The sequence below is a fragment of the Aminobacter sp. LjRoot7 genome (assembly GCF_964252895.1).
In the GTDB taxonomy this organism is placed as follows: domain Bacteria; phylum Pseudomonadota; class Alphaproteobacteria; order Rhizobiales; family Rhizobiaceae; genus Aminobacter; species Aminobacter aminovorans_B.
In genome coordinates this window covers 22,841-38,393 of record NZ_CAXUPX020000015.1, presented here as the reverse complement: position 1 = coordinate 38,393, position 15,553 = coordinate 22,841, and the positions used below count along the sequence as shown (strand labels likewise).

The following is a 15,553-nucleotide window of genomic DNA, read 5'->3' as shown; positions in this document are numbered from 1 at the left end:
GTTCAGCAGCGGCCCAGCAGCTTCTCGACGACCGGTTGCAGCCGCTCCGGCGTGATCGGCTTGGCGACAACGATGTCGACGGCGCTCGACAGTGACAGGCTTTCGGGCGTGCCGGCGCGATTGGACAAAAGGATCACCGACGGCAGGTTGCTGCCTGACGCAAGCCTCAGCGACAGGATCGACTGCATCAGTCCGTCGCAATCCTTGTTGTCACTGCCGCCGTCGAGGATGATCGTGCCTGGCGCCATGGTGCGCAGCATCGCCGCAGCCGTATCAGGCGCTTCCGAGATCGTTTTCAGCCCGGAGCGTTCGACGATCTTGGCAACGACGACGCGGTTGATCGGAGAACGGCCAACGACAAGCACTTTGGTAAGGTCTGCTGCGCCGCCATCAAGGGTGCGCGCACTCTCATCCGGGCTGCCGCCCGAATCTGGGTCATTCCATTTCATTGGCTTAGCCGACAGCTGAGGGCGTCTGTTCACTACGGGTTGCGTTCGGTGCCTTACGTTCGCGTCAACTGCGGGAAGTGTCAAGTAATACGCTGGAAACGGCATTCGACTTTAGTCGTAGGCAATAGAAATTCGACAGATGGGCCGTAGTCCATCGAGCAATAGCTCAAAAGACAAATCCCGCCCGCAGCAGGGGCTGCGGACGGGATCCGTGGGGGCAGAGGGAATGCTTGTCAGCCGTGCGGCTGCTGGGTGACGATGACGGGTATCAGCAGGTCACCCCAGTTTCCGTCGCCGCCATGGTGACGGGCCGAGCGGACCAGTTCCACCGACACGCCGGCCTCGACTGCCTTCATGACCGACTGGTTCAGGCGGTGCAGGTCGTTGGCGACGATGCGGATCACGGCCTGCTGGTCGGCGCTCATGGTGGTCGCCTGTTCTTCGGCACGTTCCTTGACACGGGTACGCGGTGCCATTGTGGTTCTCCTCGGTGGTTGCCTTGCCCTTTCGGGCGTTGCCTCGGGCGGTGCCCGGAGGCCTTGTGCCTCCGGGGTAGCTGGAGCCAGGCCTATTCGGCGGCCGGGCGGAACTGTTCGTGTTCGGTCGATTCGTGCATCGCGGTCGTCGACGACTTGCCGCCGGTGATCGCCATCGACACGGCGTCGAAGTAGCCGGTGCCGACTTCGCGCTGGTGCTTGGTCGCGGTGTAGCCGTTCACTTCGGCCGCGAATTCCGCTTCCTGCAGCTCCGAGTAGGCCGCCATCTGGCGATCCTTGTAGCCGCGGGCCAGTTCGAACATGCCGAAGTTGAGCTGGTGGAAGCCAGCCAGCGTGATGAACTGGAACTTGTAGCCCATCGCACCCAGCTCGCGCTGGAACTTGGCAATCGTCGCGTCGTCGAGGTTCTTCTTCCAGTTGAACGACGGCGAGCAGTTGTAGGCCAGCTTCTTGCCCGGATGCGCCTTGTGCACGGCTTCCGCGAACTTCCTGGCCTGCTCGAGGTCCGGCTTGCCGGTTTCCATCCAGATCAGGTCGCAGAACGGAGCGTAGGCGATGGCGCGGGCGATGCAGGGCTCGATGCCGTTGCGCACCTGGTAGAAGCCTTCCACGGTCCGGCCGGCGTCATAGTCGACGAAGGGCTGGTCGCGCTCGTCGATGTCGGACGTCAGCAGCTTGGCGGCTTCGGCGTCGGTACGGGCGACGATCAGCGTAGAGGTGCCCATCACGTCGGCAGCGAGACGAGCCGCGTTCAGGTTGCGGATGTGTGCTGCGGTCGGGATCAGCACCTTGCCGCCGAGATGGCCACACTTCTTTTCCGAAGCCAGCTGGTCTTCGAAGTGGACGCCGGCAGCACCTGCCTCGATGAAGGCCTTCATGATCTCGAAGGCGTTGAGCGGGCCGCCGAAGCCGGCTTCCGCGTCAGCCACGATCGGGGCGAACCAGGTGTCGACGGACAGGCCCTTGCCTTCCGAGGTCTCGATCTGGTCGGCGCGCTGCAGCGTGCGGTTAATGCGCTTGACCAGCTCAGGCGCAGCGTTGGCTGGGTAGAGCGACTGGTCGGGATACATCGCCGAAGCGGTGTTGGCGTCGGCGGCAACCTGCCAGCCCGAGAGGTAGATTGCCTTGAGGCCAGCGCGGACCTGCTGCATCGCCTGGTTACCGGACATGGCACCGAGCGCGTTGACGAAGTTCTCCTCGTGGATGAGCTTCCACAGGCGGTTGGCGCCCATCTCGGCCAGGGTCTGCTTGATCTGGACGGAGCCGCGCAGCCGCTTCACGTCCTCCGGCGAGTAGGGGCGCTCGATGCCGTCGAAACGGCCTTCCGGGGCTGAAGGGACGAGGTTGTAAAAATCAGTCATTGTCGACTCCGTCTGGTCACTTTGGTCTTGGGGGCGGCCACCGCGTCTAGGGTTTGTGCGGCGATTTCTATGTGACTTGTTTGACATTGCAGCGCCGAAGCAGCCAGAAAATTCAACGAAATGTGGCGGATAATAGGGAAAACCTGTGTTGCGTTTGACAGGATGGCGCTGTAAATTTGTAAAGAATGTAAAAGAGTGGGTAGGGTAATTCCCCTCCTTTCGTTGTAAATTCGGTGTAAAAGCCATGGCTGAGCAGAAAATCTTCGCCGGACCGCGCATCCGGCGCATCCGCAACCAGAAGGGCCTTACCCAGACGGCGATGGCCGAGGGGTTGGGCATCTCGCCGTCCTATCTCAACCTCATCGAGCGCAACCAGCGGCCGCTGACGGTGCAGCTCATCCTCAAGCTGGCCTCGGTCTACAAGGTCGATCCCGACGAGTTGCAGGGCGAGGCGAGGGGCTCGATCGCGGCCCTGCGCGAGGTCTTTGCCGACCCGCTTCTGTCAGGCGAGTTGCCCGGCGACCAGGAGCTGGTCGAGATCGCCGAGGCCGCACCCAATGCTGCGGCGGCGGTGATCAAGCTGTTCCGCGCCTATCGCGAGCAGGCCGAACGCCTGTCTGACCTGACTGAGTTGCTGGCGCGCGAGGGGCACACCACGGCGCTGTCGGGCGCTCGGTTGCCGATCGACGAAGTCCACGAGGTGTTCGAGCGCCGGCCCAACCATTTCACCTCGCTGGAGGAGGAGGCCGAGGCCTTCACCTCTCTGCTCGATCCTGGCGACGACCTGTTCGGCGCGCTGAAGGGCTGGCTCAGGCGCGAGCATGGCATCGTCGTCAAGGTGTTGCCGGTCGCCACCATGCCCAACTGGCGCCGCCGCTACGACCGGCATTCGCAGCGCCTGTTTCTGTCCGAACGCCTGTCGCCCTTCGACCAGCTGCGCGAGGTGGCCATGGAGGCGAGCCTGATCCGCATGCAGGTGGCGGTCGCCGCTGAAATCCAGGCGCTGAAACTCTCCTCCGACGAAGCCAAGCGCCTCGCCCGCTTCGAGCTCGGCCGCTATGCCGCGCATGCGCTGATGATGCCTTACCAGGCGTTCCACTCGGCTGCCCAGCGCGCCCGCTACGATGTCGACGTGTTGCGCTCGCGCTTCGGCGTGTCGTTCGAGCAGGCGGCCAACCGGCTGACCATGCTGCAGCGTTCAGGCAGTGCGGCGGTGCCGTTCTTCATGCTTGAGGTCGACAACGCCGGCAACCGCTTCCGCAAGGCCGGCGCGCAAGGTTTTCCGCAGAGCCGTTTCGGTGGTGGTTGCCCGAAGCTGCCGGTGCATGCTGCCTTCACCCAACCGGGCCAGATCTTCGTCGAGGCGGTGGAAATGCCCGATGGCGCCGAGTTCCTGTGCGTCGCACGCACGCTCGAAGGGCCGCAGGGCGCTTTCAGCGAGAGGCCGAGGCGTACGGCGATCCTGCTCGGCTGCGACATCGCCTTCCGTGACGAGATCGTCTATGGCGCCGCCCTTCCGGCACTTTCTATCGGCGCCAAGCCAGGCACCGTGACGGCGACGCCGGTTGGCCCGGCCTGCCGCTTGTGCGAGCGTTCCGGCTGCCTGTCGCGCGCCGAACCGCCTATCACCAGGCCGCTCGGCCTCGACGAGATGGTAACGGGGCTCTCGGCCTTCGATTTCCAGTAAGCGCCAGATCAGGCGCTCAGCTTGCCAAGTGCTGCGCTGTCGTCCTGCCAGGTGCCCGACTGTGCCAGCGCATGCGCCGTGGTGGAATCCACCGGCCGGCCGTAGAGAAAACCTTGCGCCTCGTCGCAGCGCCGGTCCTTCAGGAACGCGGCCTGGAAATCCGTCTCGACGCCCTCGGCCAGGACCGGGATCGACAGCTTGTGGCCGAGTTCGATGACCGTTTCGATGACGCTGGTCGCCTGCGCCTGGCGGCCAAGCGCGTTGAGGAAGCTGCGATCGACCTTGATCTTGTCGAAGGGGAAGGAAAACAGCGTCGACAGCGACGAGTAGCCGGTACCGAAATCGTCCATGGCAACGCGCACGCCCAGCGCCTTGATCTTACGCAGCACGAGCAACGCCTGGCCCGGATTGTCGATCAGCATGGTTTCGGTGATCTCGATCTCGAGCCGCGTCGGCTCCAGGCCCGTCTCGGTAAGGATTTCGGTCAGCCGCTCGGCGAAGTTGGGGCGCATCAGCTGCACCGGCGAAACGTTGACCGCAACGCCTGTGGGCGCCGGCCACTGCGTCGCTTCGTGGCACGCCTGCATCAACACCCAGTCGCCGATCTCGACGATGATGCCGGTCTGCTCGGCAACCGGAATGAAGTCGGCCGGCGATACCTCGCCGAGCTGTGGGCTGGTCCAGCGCAGCAGCGCCTCGAAGCCGAGCAACTGGCGCTTCTTCATCGAGATCTGCGGCTGGTAGACCAGGCGGAGTGCGCCCTCGGCGATGGCGCTGCGCAGGCCGATGGCGATCTGGCCGCGGCGGCGGCCGTCCTCGTCGGCATCGGCGTCGTACCAGCACCATGTGCCGTCCTGCAGCTTCTTGGACCGGTACATTGCGAGGTCGGCGCGCGTCGTCAGCTCGTCGACGCTGTCGCCGTCCTTGGGATAGACCGAAATGCCGATGCTGGCGCTGGTCGAGAAGCGGCCCTTGCCCAGTTCGTTGGGACGCGAGAAGGCGTCGCTGATGCGGGCCGCAAACTCCTCGACCTCGTTTTCGCGGGTGAACGGCTTCACCGCAATGAACTCGTCGCCGCCGATGCGGGCAAAGAACTCGCCGTCGATCAGTGACGCGCGCATGCGCGCGGTGGTCTGGATCAGCACCGCGTCGCCGGCGGCATGGCCGTAGACGTCGTTGATTTCCTTGAAGCGGTTGAGGTCGATCGCAATGAGCGCCAGCGAGGTGCCTGCCGCCTGCTTCAGCCGCATCGGCAGTTCATCGCGAACGGCGGCGCGGTTGGGCAGGCCGGTCAGCGGATCGTGCATCGCAAGGTGCCTGAAATGCGCGACGGCGTCCTGCTGGCCCTGCTCTTCGGCAAGGTGAGTAACCGCGCCAAGCATCACCACGAGCACGGTCACCAAGACAACCAGGATCGCCAGCACGCTGTCGGACATCAGCTGGCTGGGAACCACCACGCGCGGGTCGGGCGTGATCTGCACCGCGCCCATGGCGGTGAAGTGCATGATGCCGATACCCAGGATCAGCGCGGCCATGCCGGCATACTGGCTGTCGCGACTGGTGCCGCGCGCCACGCGGTTGGTTGCCAACATGCCGAGTGCCGCGCCGGCCATGATTGAAAAAGCGACGAAGGACGGATCGTAGCTGATGGTGCCGGCGACGACGAAACCGCGCATGCCGGTGAAATGCATCAGTGCGATGCCGGCGCCGATGACGGCGCCGCCGGCCTCGATCATCCAGTCGCGTTCGCGGCTGGCGGCGATGAGGAAGCCGGCCATCGAGGTGGCGATGGCAAAGGCCAGGGACAGCACTGTGAAATTGGGCTCGAAGCCGTGCTCGACATTGGGGATGAAGCCAAGCATCGCCAGGAAATGCGTCGTCCAGATGGTCATGCCGCCGGCGAGGCCAGCCATGACCACAAAGGCCGCGTGCTTGGCGCGCCGGACATTGCGGGCACGGGCGAACAGGCGCATCGACACCACGCAGCCCAGCGCGCAGATGGCCAGGGCGGCGGCGACAAAACGGTAGTCGTGTGCGGTGACGAGGCAGTTGAGTACGGTCAGCATGAACGGTTCCTTGCGCGTCGGCCGAAACTCCGTTTTCGGAGGGCGCGATGCGCAGTTCCAGAGTTTGCCCGGCTTTATCCGGGACAAACCTTGCCGATCCGTTTCTCCCCATTGGGCCACGGCGCGTGGTTGACTTGGCAGGTAATTGAAGGTCGCGTGCGCCGCACCCATGTGCTCACCGAAACTGGGCGATGACCCAGTATTTGGAGAGGATCACATGAGTAGTTCCGATGTCCGCCCCAAGTCGAGGCGGTGGCTGAAGCGTGTGGCGCTTGCTGTTCTGGCGCTGCTGATTATCGTTGTGCTGCCACTCGGCTTCATCTTGTATCCGGTGTTCAAATCTTACCCGGCCGCGGCTTCTTCCACCGGCAGTTCGGCGGCCGACCAGAACGCGCAGGATTTGGCTCATCTTCGCAACATGCAGCTGGTCGAACGCAGCTTTACGGCTGAAACCAGTGCCGCCTTTGTCCAGGCAGTCGACGAACTAACTGCTCAAGCCTCGGAGCTTGACCGGCCTGCACTGGCGATGGGAGCGGCCAAGGCGGTTGCTATTGCCCGGAACGGCCACACCAACGTTCTCGGCCTTGCCGGCGGGCAGGGCTTCAATGCCGTCCCGCTGCGTCTCGGCTGGTTTGCCGACGGCCTTTTCGTTGTCCGCGCCACAGCTGAGCATCGCGATCTTCTCGGCGCGCAAGTGCTTGCGGCGAACGGCAAGACCCCGGACGAACTGGTCGCGGCGTTGCGGCCATATGTCGGCGGCACCGAAAAATACGCGCGCGAGCTTTCGCCGAATTTCATGATCTCGCCCGAGCTGCTCCACGCAGCCAAGCTGGCCGCCAAGGTGGACGAGAGCGCCTTTCGCTTCCGCAAGGCCGACGGCACCGAAATCGAGCGCACGCTTGCCGTCGTGCCGGACAAGGGCGAGCCGTCGACGAGAACCGTGTGGCCGAAGCGCGACCTCAGTCCGGTTGCCCCTGAAAAGGGTGGCGCCGGCTGGGTCCATGTGCTGGATGGCGTCACGCCGCCTTACCTGTCGCGTCCCGACCAGAACGCGTGGCACAGCTACCTCGAAGGCGACAACATCCTCTACGTGCAGGTCAACAGGTTCCGCGATGCGGACGGGGCGCCGATGACCGACTATCTGGCGAAACTGCTTGCCGAGGCCGGCACACGCAAGGTCAGCCATGCCGTCGTCGATCTCAGGTTCAGCCCGGGCGGCAACTACATGCTCGGCACCGATTTTTCGCGTCTGCTGCCGGAGGCCGTGCCCAATGGCCGCATCTTCATCCTGACCAGCGGCAACACCTTCTCGGCGGCGATCAGCATCGCGTCGCGGCTGAAATATTACGCTGGTGAGCGTGCCGTGCTGGTCGGCGAGGAAATGGGTGACGCCGGCCAGATGTGGGGCGAGGGCGGCACGACGGTCATGCCCAACTCCAAGATCGCGTTCCGCTACACCACCGCCTATCACGATTGGGAAAACGGCTGCCGGCTGTCGCAGCTGACCACCTGCTTCCTGCCGAACTATGTCTACGGCACTGCCCCGGGTTCCCTGTTGCCCACCGTTCCCGTCAGACAGACCTTCGCCAGCTACGTTTCGGGCGAAGATGCCGTCCTGTCGGAAGCACTGAAGCAGGCCAAGCAGGCCAAGTAGAGACAGGGCGGGTCTCCTCTAGCCCCGGAGGTCCGCCTTGTTTGTCCTGCCGGCGCTTGCGCGGAGGACAGCCACCACTCCACCAAGCGCGGCGACGCTGCCGACAGCGAGTCCGGCGTAGAGATAAGTGTTGGCAAAACCGAATGCCGCGATCATCGGCTGGCTGGCGAAGGGCGAGATGAAGTGTCCGGCGAAGATGCTGGCGGTCATGCCGCCGGCAACGCGTCCGCGCATCTCGGGCGCCGCGGCCGCCATCGCCGCTGCTGCGATGTTGGGCATCATCATGCCGAGACCCAGGCCAACCACGGCGGCGGCCAGCAGGACCATGACCAGCGCGTTCGCCAGTCCCACCAGGATGTAGCCTGTCGCCATCAGGCCAAAGGCGAGGCTGAACACGCCGATAACCCCAAACCTGGCGCGCAACCGCGCATAGCCCAGCGCGGCAATCGCGCCGATCAGGCTGCTGAGCCCGATAGCGAGGCCGGCCAGTGTCGGCGAACCGATGCCCATGGCGTTCAGGTGGAACGGCAGTTGGACGGGCAGCAGGTAGAAGGCGACGCTGTTGAGCACGGCCGCGATGTAGACGGCGAAGACGGCGAGCCATGCCGTGCCGGCTGAGGCTTGTATGGCAACGGTCGCCGACGGCATGCGGTTGCGCATCGGCTCGTCGATGAATGCGACTATAGCCGGTATCAGCACCAGCGACAGGCCGTAGACGGCGAAGGGCGCACGCCAGTGCAATTCGGCCAACATGCCGCCGCCGGTCAGGAAGATCAGTCCTCCGAAGCCGACGAATGCCGATTGATAACCCATAAAGCGGTCACGCGCCGGGCCGCTGAAATAGTCGCCGACAAGCGCTGTCGCCGTCGTCATCACGCCGGCAACGGCAACGCCAAGCAGCGCGCGTCCGACGAGAAGGGCGGGCAGGCTCTCCGCCAGCAGCCCCGACATGCCGCCCAGCCCATAGAGCAGAGCTGCAACGATCAACAGCGGCCGGCGGCCGACGCGGTCGGCCAACCCGCCGGCGAACGGGGCGCAGATGACGATGGACAGCGCCGGCAGCGTCAGCACCAGCCGCGTCAGAATCTCGACGTTGGGGCTGCCGGCGAAATGGCTTTCGATCGCCGGCAGTGAAGGCGAAATGGTCGCGCCCGACATGATCGTCAACGTGCTGATCAAAAGCAGCGTGATGTTGCGGCCGGCATGCCCGTCGGGCACGGCCGCCGCTTCCGTAACCCGAACCTGTTGCAGCGCGTTCATGCGGCCACCTCCAGATAGGGCGTGTTGGCGCGTGCCTCGCGCAGGTTGATCGCCCACCATTGCAAGCGAGCGAGCAGCGCAGACATCGCCTTGCGCGAGTCACGCGGGTCCATCAGCGTGCCGTCGCGGTCGAACTTGCTCCAGGCGCTGGCGAAACTCACCGTGTCTCGGATCGCCACGACATGCAGCTCGGCAAAGACCAGGCGCAACTGTTCGATCGCCCGCAGCCCGCCTGATATGCCGCCGTAGGAGACGAAGGCCAGCGGCTTTGCCTGCCACTGGATGCTGTGGGCGTCGATCAGCGCCTTGAGATCGGCGGTGTAGCCGTGGTTGTACTCGGGCGTCACCACCAGGAAGGCATCGGCATCGCCGAGGCGGCGGGCGACATCGGCGCGATTTCTGCCAAGGTCGCGCGGGTCGACATAGTCGATAGCGAACTGCTGGTGGCCCGCAACTTCGGCAGCGACCCAGTTGACGACGGTATCGCAGAAACGGCCCTCGCGGGCGCTGCCATAGATGATGGCGAGCTTGATCTTCTGGGGCATTTTGAGGGGTGGCTCCATTTCGTTTTTCGTGTCGGAGCCGCTTCTGTAAAACCTCAACTAATATTGAGGTCAAGCAGAAAATCGCGCGCTGTAAAATTGTCGATGGCGACCTCCGATCGGTGGTCGTGCTCTGTAGGGCGGTTTGCCACAAACCATCGCCATGGGCTGGACCTCGCCCGACCTGACCTGATGCGGTAGCGAATTGGACCGCTTCAAGTCGTTTTGAGCATATCCAGCCGCCAAAAGGTCATCGATACTGAGGCTATGACAGACCCGGCAATCCCGCTTTCCAACGTCGTCAGTCCGCAGGTTTCGCGGCGGGACGAGCGTTTGGGCATCGTCCTGGTGTTCTTGTCGGCGCTGATGTGGAGCCTCGGTGGCGCCATCGGGCGCTTTATCGAGATCGAAGACATCTGGACCGTGGTGTTCTGGCGCTCGTTCTGGGCTGCCGCTTTCCTTCTGGCCTTCATGGGCTGGCGTGACGGCCTGCGCGGAACGTTGCAATTGTTCCGTGGCATGGGGCTTCCCGGGCTGCTGGTGGCGATCTGCTTCGCCACCGCCTCGACGTCGTTCGTCATTGCCCTTGCCTACACCACCGTCGCCAACGTGCTGCTGATGCAGGCCGGCGTGCCATTGCTTGCGGCGCTGTTTGCCTGGGTGCTGTTTCGCGAGCGGGTGGCGCTGGCGACATGGGCGGCGATCCTGGCGGTGATCGTCGGCGTGGCGATCATGGTTTCGGAGTCGCTCACCGGCAAGGTTTCGCCGATCGGCGACGGCCTTGCCTTGCTGATTGCGGTGGTGTTTTCGATCGCCACCGTCATCACCCGCCGCTTCTCGCATGTGCGCATGACGCCGGCCACCTGCCTCGGCACCATGATCGCGGCGGCCTTTGCCGCCTCACAGGCTTCGGCCTTTGCCGTTTCGCCACGCGAAATGGGATTTCTCTTTGCATTCGGCGTCGTCAATCTCGGGCTGGGCCTCGCCTTCTTTGCCACCGGGGCAAGATTGATCCCTGCCGCCGTCGCCGCCCTGATCGGCACCTTCGAGCCGATGCTGGGGCCGATCTGGGTCTGGCTCGTCCATTCCGAAGTGCCGTCGCTCCGTACCATCATCGGTGGTGCGGTCATTTTCGTCGCCTTGCTCGTGCATCTCGGGCTCGAGTTCAGGCGACAGGCGCAACCGCAAAGACCGGGCGTCACCGGCATGCCGATGCCCGATTGATCAATTGGTCGTTTACCATTGACAATACTACCGTCGGGCGGGCAGGCTGAGCGTTGAGGGTAACAACAACACAGGCGTATCTTGCCAGGTTCCACTGCCGGGGCTTCGGTGTCCGCAGATGTAAATCGCCGTAACGTTTGCGCCGTGCCGCGAGCCGGCGGGAGCGCGCTACCTTCATCACTCGATTTTTGTACAGGACCAGGATGCGCCGGGACGGGTGCGTCCGCAAAAGGAGACTGCCATGAACCGTAGAGCGCTTTGGCTGACCGCCGCGTCAGCCGTTATCGCCGTGTTTACGATCCCCGCCAGCGCCCAGGAGCGGGTCGTCAACGTTTACAACTGGTCCGATTACATCGATTCCACGATCATCGAAGACTTCACCAAGGAAACCGGCATCAAGGTCGTCTATGACGTCTACGATTCGAACGAGATCCTCGAAACCAAGCTGCTCGCCGGCGGCAGCGGCTATGACGTCGTCGTGCCGACGGCCAGCCCCTTCCTGGCGCGCCAGATCCAGGCCGGCGTTTATCAGAAGCTGGACAAGTCCAAGCTGCCCAATCTGACGAACGTCTGGGATGTGGTTAGCTCGCGCACCGCCGCCTACGATCCGGGTAACGAATACTCGGTCAATTACATGTGGGGCACGGTCGGCATCGGCTATAACCAGAAGAAGATCAAGGAAGCGCTCGGCATCGACAAGATTGACAGCTGGGACGTCGTCTTCAAGCCGGAGCAGCTGGCCAAGCTCGCCGACTGCGGCGTCTACGTGCTGGATTCGCCAACCGACATCTTCCCGACCACGATGAACTATCTCGGGCTCAAGCCGCAGTCGACCGAACTGGGCGACCTGTCCAAGGCGGAAGAGGCCCTGCTTGCGGTGCGTCCGTCGATCCGCAAGTTCCATTCCTCGGAATACATCAACGCGCTTGCCAATGGCGACATCTGCCTGGCCGTCGGCTGGTCTGGCGACGTGTTCCAGGCACGCGACCGTGCTTCCGAAGCGGATCAGGGCGTCGTCGTCGACTACGTCATCCCCAAGGAAGGTGCCGAGATGTGGTTCGACCAGATGGCGATCCCGGCCGATGCCCAGCACGTTGCCGAGGCGCATGAGTTCATCAATTACATGCTGAGGCCGGAAGTCGCGGCCAAGGCTTCGAACTACATCTTCTATGCCAATGGCAACAAGGCATCGCAGCAGTTCATCGACAAGGAGATCACCAGCGATCCGGCGATCTATCCTGATGAAGCGACGCTCGCCAAGCTCTTCACCGTGCCGCCCTACGATCCCAAGACCCAGCGCGCGGTGACCCGCAGCTGGACCAAGATCGTCACTGGACAATAATTTCGGGCATACGAGCCCGGCGCCATCGGCGCCGGGCTTCGCAATCAGGGGCAGGTGGGAGAGGCAAATGAAATCGCTCGGCAATATCCGCAGGGAGTTTGCTCCCTGGAACAAGCCAGACGCCAAGCCCTACATTCAGTTCAAGAACGTCACCAAGCGCTTCGGTGACTTCACCGCCGTCAACAACCTGTCGCTGTCGATCTACGAGCGCGAGTTCTTCGCGCTGCTCGGCGCTTCGGGCTGCGGAAAGTCGACGCTGCTGCGCATGCTCGCCGGCTTCGAGGAGCCGACCTCCGGCCAGATCCTGCTCGACGGCCAGGACCTGCGCGGCATCCCGCCCTACCGGCGGCCTGTCAACATGATGTTCCAGTCCTACGCGCTGTTCCCGCACATGACGGTCGAGCAGAACATCGCCTTCGGCCTCAAGCAGGATGGCATGCCCAAGGCTGAAATCGACACCCGCGTCGCCGAGATGCTCAAGCTGGTCAAGCTCAGCCAGTTCGCCAAGCGCAAGCCGCACCAGCTTTCGGGCGGCCAGCGCCAGCGCGTTGCACTTGCCCGCGCGGTGGCCAAGCGACCCAAGGTGCTTTTGCTGGACGAACCGCTCGGCGCGCTCGACAAGAAGCTGCGCGAGGAAACCCAGTTCGAGCTGATGGACCTGCAGCAGACGCTGGGCCTGACCTTCGTCGTCGTCACCCACGACCAGGAAGAGGCCATGACCATGGCCGATCGCATCGCCATTCTCGACAAGGGCGAGGTGATGCAGGTGGCGACGCCGGCCGAGGTCTATGAAGCGCCGGGCTCGCGCTTCGTCGCCGACTTCGTTGGCAACATCAACATGTTCGAAGGCAAGGTCGCCGACCGTGACGGCGCGGGCGCGACAATCGCCAGCGCCAATGGCGTTACCATCCGCACGGCCAACGCCGGCGAGGCTGCCGCCGGCAGCGAGGTCGCCTTCGCCATCCGGCCGGAGAAGATCAAAGTCTCGTCGAAGAAGCCGGAAACTGGCGACAATGTCATGGAAGGCGAGATCTACGACATCGCCTATCTCGGCGACATGACCATCTTCCACGTCCAGCTCGGCAACGGCCAGGTGGTCAAGGCAAGCTCGCTCAACGCGACGCGCGCCACCGAGGACCCGCTGAGCTGGGACGACAAGGCCTGGATCTCCTTCCGCAACGACGCCGGCGTCGTTCTGACGCGATAGGTGGGGAGATGAAACACCCGCTCTCCGCCATCACCGACCGCCTCGTCATCCTGATCCCCTATTTCTGGCTGCTGTTCTTCTTCCTCATTCCGTTCTTCATCGTCTTCAAGATCTCGCTGTCGACGACGGCGATTGCCATGCCGCCCTACACGCCGACGCTTGGCCTTGCCGACGGATTTTCCGGGCTGTTGTCGCAGATCGGCGAGTTCAGCTTCGACAACTACCTCTGGCTGACGCAGGACGCGCTCTACTTCAACGCTTATGTATCGAGCGTGATCATCGCCGGGATTTCGACCCTTCTGGCGCTGATCGTCGGCTACCCGATCGCCTACGGCATGGCGCGCGCGCCGGCAACGATCCGGCCGACGCTGCTGATGCTGGTGATCCTGCCATTCTGGACCAGCTTCCTGATCCGCGTCTACGCCTGGATCGGCATCCTCAAGCCGGAGGGCCTACTCAACCAGTTGCTGCTTGCCACCGGCGTCATCGACCAGCCGCTGGTGATCCTCAACACGCACACCGCGATCTTCATCGGCATCGTTTATTCCTACCTGCCATTCATGATCCTGCCGCTCTATTCGGCGCTGGAGAAGATGGACTATTCGCTGATCGAGGCGGCGCAGGACCTCGGCTGCCCGCCAGCCTCCGCATTCTGGAAGATCACCTTCCCGCTGTCGCTGCCCGGCGTGATCGCCGGCTGCCTGCTGGTGTTCATCCCGGCTGTCGGCGAGTTCGTCATCCCCGACCTGCTCGGCGGCTCGCAAACGCTGATGATCGGCAAGACGCTGTGGAACGAGTTCTTCGCCAACCGCGACTGGCCGGTCTCCTCAGCGGTGGCGGTGATCCTGCTTCTGCTGCTGGTCGTGCCGATCATGTTCTTCCAGCAGGCGCAGGCACGCGCCCAGGAACAGGGGCGCTGAGATGAACTCGAGCTGGAGCCGCTTCAACATCACGGCCATCGTGCTGGGCTTTGCCTTCCTCTATCTGCCCATCGTGCTTCTGGTCGTATTCTCCTTCAACGAGTCGAAGCTCGTCACAGTCTGGGGCGGCTTCTCGACCAAGTGGTACGTCTCGCTGTTCCACAACCAGGGCCTGATGGACGCGGCGTGGGTGACCATCCGCGTCGGCCTGATCTCGGCGACGATGGCGACCGTGCTCGGCACGCTCGCCGCACTGGCGCTGACCCGCTACACCCGTTTCCGCGGCAGGGTGCTGTTTTCGGGCATGGTGTTTGCGCCGCTGGTCATGCCCGAGGTCATCACCGGCCTCTCGTTGCTTTTGCTGTTCGTCGCCGTAGGCCTTGATCGCGGCTTCTTCACGCTGACACTTGCCCACATCACCTTCTCGATGTGCTTCGTCGCCGTCGTCGTGCAGTCGCGGCTGGTCACCTTCGACCGCTCGCTCGAGGAAGCGGCGATGGATCTCGGCGCACCACCGGTCAAAACCTTCTTCCAGATCACCTTGCCGGTCATCCTGCCGGCGATCATTTCCGGCTGGATGCTGGCCTTCACGCTGTCCATCGATGACCTGGTGATTTCGAGCTTCACCTCGGGGCCGGGCGCGACAACCCTGCCGATGAAGATCTACAGCCAGGTGCGCCTCGGCGTGACGCCCGAGATCAACGCTGCCTGCACCATCCTGATCGGCATCGTTGCCTGCGGTGTCATCGCTGCCTCGCTGGTCAACAAGCGGCGCGAGGTCCAGCGCCTGCGTGACGAACAGGCAGCGCAGCGCGGGTGAACCGGCGTCCTGGTCTGTCGCCAGCAACGGCGGCGACCAGTCTTGCCGGGCATAAGGAAAGAACCCTGGAGCGGCCGAAAAGGCCAGAGTTTCCAAGGATATGCCTCTGGATAAGCAAAAGTCGCCATGATAGCGTCGTGGCGATTGTTTCAAGGAGTAGGGTTGATGACGCGTTTTCTAGCCACAGCTGCAGCTTTGTCTTTCGTCGCATTGGCCGCTACGGCCTGTAACACCCCGCAGGAACGTGCCGTCGGCGGCGGTGCCGTTGGCGCCGTGGGTGGTGCACTCGTTGGCCAGGCCATCGGCGGCAACACCGGTGCCACGGTCGCGGGCGCTGTCATCGGCGGCCTTGCCGGCGCGATGATCGGCGCGGGCACGGCACCCGGCGAATGCCGCTACCACCAGTACGACAACCGCGGCCGGCCGATGTACGACCGTTACGGCAAGCCGGTGACCTACCTGGCCCCCTGCCAGTAAGCACCTCCGCCATCGCGGTGCATTTTCGTCCCTTTGGGACAGCAAAA

Annotated in this window: 14 protein-coding genes; 8 read left to right on the top strand and 6 right to left on the bottom strand. The window is 63.6% G+C overall.

What is annotated here, in order from left to right; all coding sequences use genetic code 11:
• Nucleotides 1-2: 2 nt before the first annotated feature.
• The 3 genes from ACSQ3E_RS28150 to aceA form a co-directional block, all read right to left on the bottom strand.
• Nucleotides 3-449 (bottom strand): response regulator, encoded by a 447-nt coding sequence (locus ACSQ3E_RS28150; RefSeq protein ID WP_436125195.1) that lies wholly within the window; start codon nucleotides 447-449, stop codon nucleotides 3-5.
• A gap of 233 nt (nucleotides 450-682) precedes the next feature.
• The gene (locus ACSQ3E_RS28145; RefSeq protein WP_067965227.1) at nucleotides 683-925 is read right to left on the bottom strand and encodes an SMc00767 family acetate metabolism repressor; all 243 of its coding nucleotides are present in this window, start codon (nucleotides 923-925) and stop codon (nucleotides 683-685) included.
• Nucleotides 926-1,017: 92 nt separating this feature from the next.
• On the bottom strand, nucleotides 1,018-2,307 hold the full coding sequence (aceA, locus tag ACSQ3E_RS28140; RefSeq protein ID WP_067965225.1) for an isocitrate lyase: 1,290 nt from the start codon (nucleotides 2,305-2,307) through the stop codon (nucleotides 1,018-1,020).
• Between the two features lie 244 nt (nucleotides 2,308-2,551).
• Here aceA and ACSQ3E_RS28135 point away from each other — a divergent pair, with 244 nt between their 5' ends.
• Entirely contained in the window at nucleotides 2,552-3,994 is a 1,443-nt protein-coding gene (locus tag ACSQ3E_RS28135; RefSeq protein ID WP_436125194.1) for a helix-turn-helix domain-containing protein, read from the top strand.
• A gap of 8 nt (nucleotides 3,995-4,002) precedes the next feature.
• On the opposite strand, the gene ACSQ3E_RS28130 is transcribed toward ACSQ3E_RS28135, so the two are convergent.
• Nucleotides 4,003-6,060 (bottom strand): putative bifunctional diguanylate cyclase/phosphodiesterase, encoded by a 2,058-nt coding sequence (locus tag ACSQ3E_RS28130; RefSeq protein WP_436125193.1) that lies wholly within the window; start codon nucleotides 6,058-6,060, stop codon nucleotides 4,003-4,005.
• A 217-nt stretch (nucleotides 6,061-6,277) separates the two neighbouring features.
• Here ACSQ3E_RS28130 and ACSQ3E_RS28125 point away from each other — a divergent pair, with 217 nt between their 5' ends.
• On the top strand, nucleotides 6,278-7,714 hold the full coding sequence (locus ACSQ3E_RS28125; protein WP_436125192.1) for a hypothetical protein: 1,437 nt from the start codon (nucleotides 6,278-6,280) through the stop codon (nucleotides 7,712-7,714).
• An 18-nt stretch (nucleotides 7,715-7,732) separates the two neighbouring features.
• On the opposite strand, the gene ACSQ3E_RS28120 is transcribed toward ACSQ3E_RS28125, so the two are convergent.
• Nucleotides 7,733-8,974, bottom strand: coding sequence for an MFS transporter (locus ACSQ3E_RS28120; RefSeq protein ID WP_436125191.1), 1,242 nt, complete (start codon nucleotides 8,972-8,974; stop codon nucleotides 7,733-7,735).
• A complete protein-coding gene (locus tag ACSQ3E_RS28115; RefSeq protein WP_436125190.1) occupies nucleotides 8,971-9,519 on the bottom strand; it encodes an NADPH-dependent FMN reductase in 549 nt (182 codons plus the stop codon). Before ACSQ3E_RS28115 ends, ACSQ3E_RS28120 begins: the two co-directional genes overlap by 4 nt.
• 264 nt (nucleotides 9,520-9,783) lie before the next feature.
• On the opposite strand from ACSQ3E_RS28115, the gene ACSQ3E_RS28110 reads away from it, so the two are divergent.
• From ACSQ3E_RS28110 to ACSQ3E_RS28085, 6 genes are all read left to right on the top strand, one after another.
• The gene (locus tag ACSQ3E_RS28110) at nucleotides 9,784-10,740 is read left to right on the top strand and encodes a DMT family transporter (RefSeq protein WP_436125189.1); all 957 of its coding nucleotides are present in this window, start codon (nucleotides 9,784-9,786) and stop codon (nucleotides 10,738-10,740) included.
• Nucleotides 10,741-10,981: 241 nt separating this feature from the next.
• The gene (locus ACSQ3E_RS28105) at nucleotides 10,982-12,082 is read left to right on the top strand and encodes a polyamine ABC transporter substrate-binding protein (RefSeq protein WP_436125188.1); all 1,101 of its coding nucleotides are present in this window, start codon (nucleotides 10,982-10,984) and stop codon (nucleotides 12,080-12,082) included.
• A 67-nt stretch (nucleotides 12,083-12,149) separates the two neighbouring features.
• Nucleotides 12,150-13,289, top strand: a complete 1,140-nt coding sequence (locus tag ACSQ3E_RS28100) for an ABC transporter ATP-binding protein (protein ID WP_310327767.1) — start codon at nucleotides 12,150-12,152, stop codon at nucleotides 13,287-13,289.
• Between the two features lie 8 nt (nucleotides 13,290-13,297).
• Nucleotides 13,298-14,209: an ABC transporter permease subunit gene (locus ACSQ3E_RS28095; RefSeq protein WP_436125187.1), complete on the top strand. Its 912-nt coding sequence runs from the start codon at nucleotides 13,298-13,300 to the stop codon at nucleotides 14,207-14,209.
• Between the two features lies 1 nt (nucleotide 14,210).
• Nucleotides 14,211-15,029, top strand: a complete 819-nt coding sequence (locus ACSQ3E_RS28090; protein ID WP_436125186.1) for an ABC transporter permease — start codon at nucleotides 14,211-14,213, stop codon at nucleotides 15,027-15,029.
• A 165-nt stretch (nucleotides 15,030-15,194) separates the two neighbouring features.
• The gene (locus ACSQ3E_RS28085) at nucleotides 15,195-15,506 is read left to right on the top strand and encodes a hypothetical protein (RefSeq protein ID WP_067965203.1); all 312 of its coding nucleotides are present in this window, start codon (nucleotides 15,195-15,197) and stop codon (nucleotides 15,504-15,506) included.
• Nucleotides 15,507-15,553: the final 47 nt, after the last annotated feature.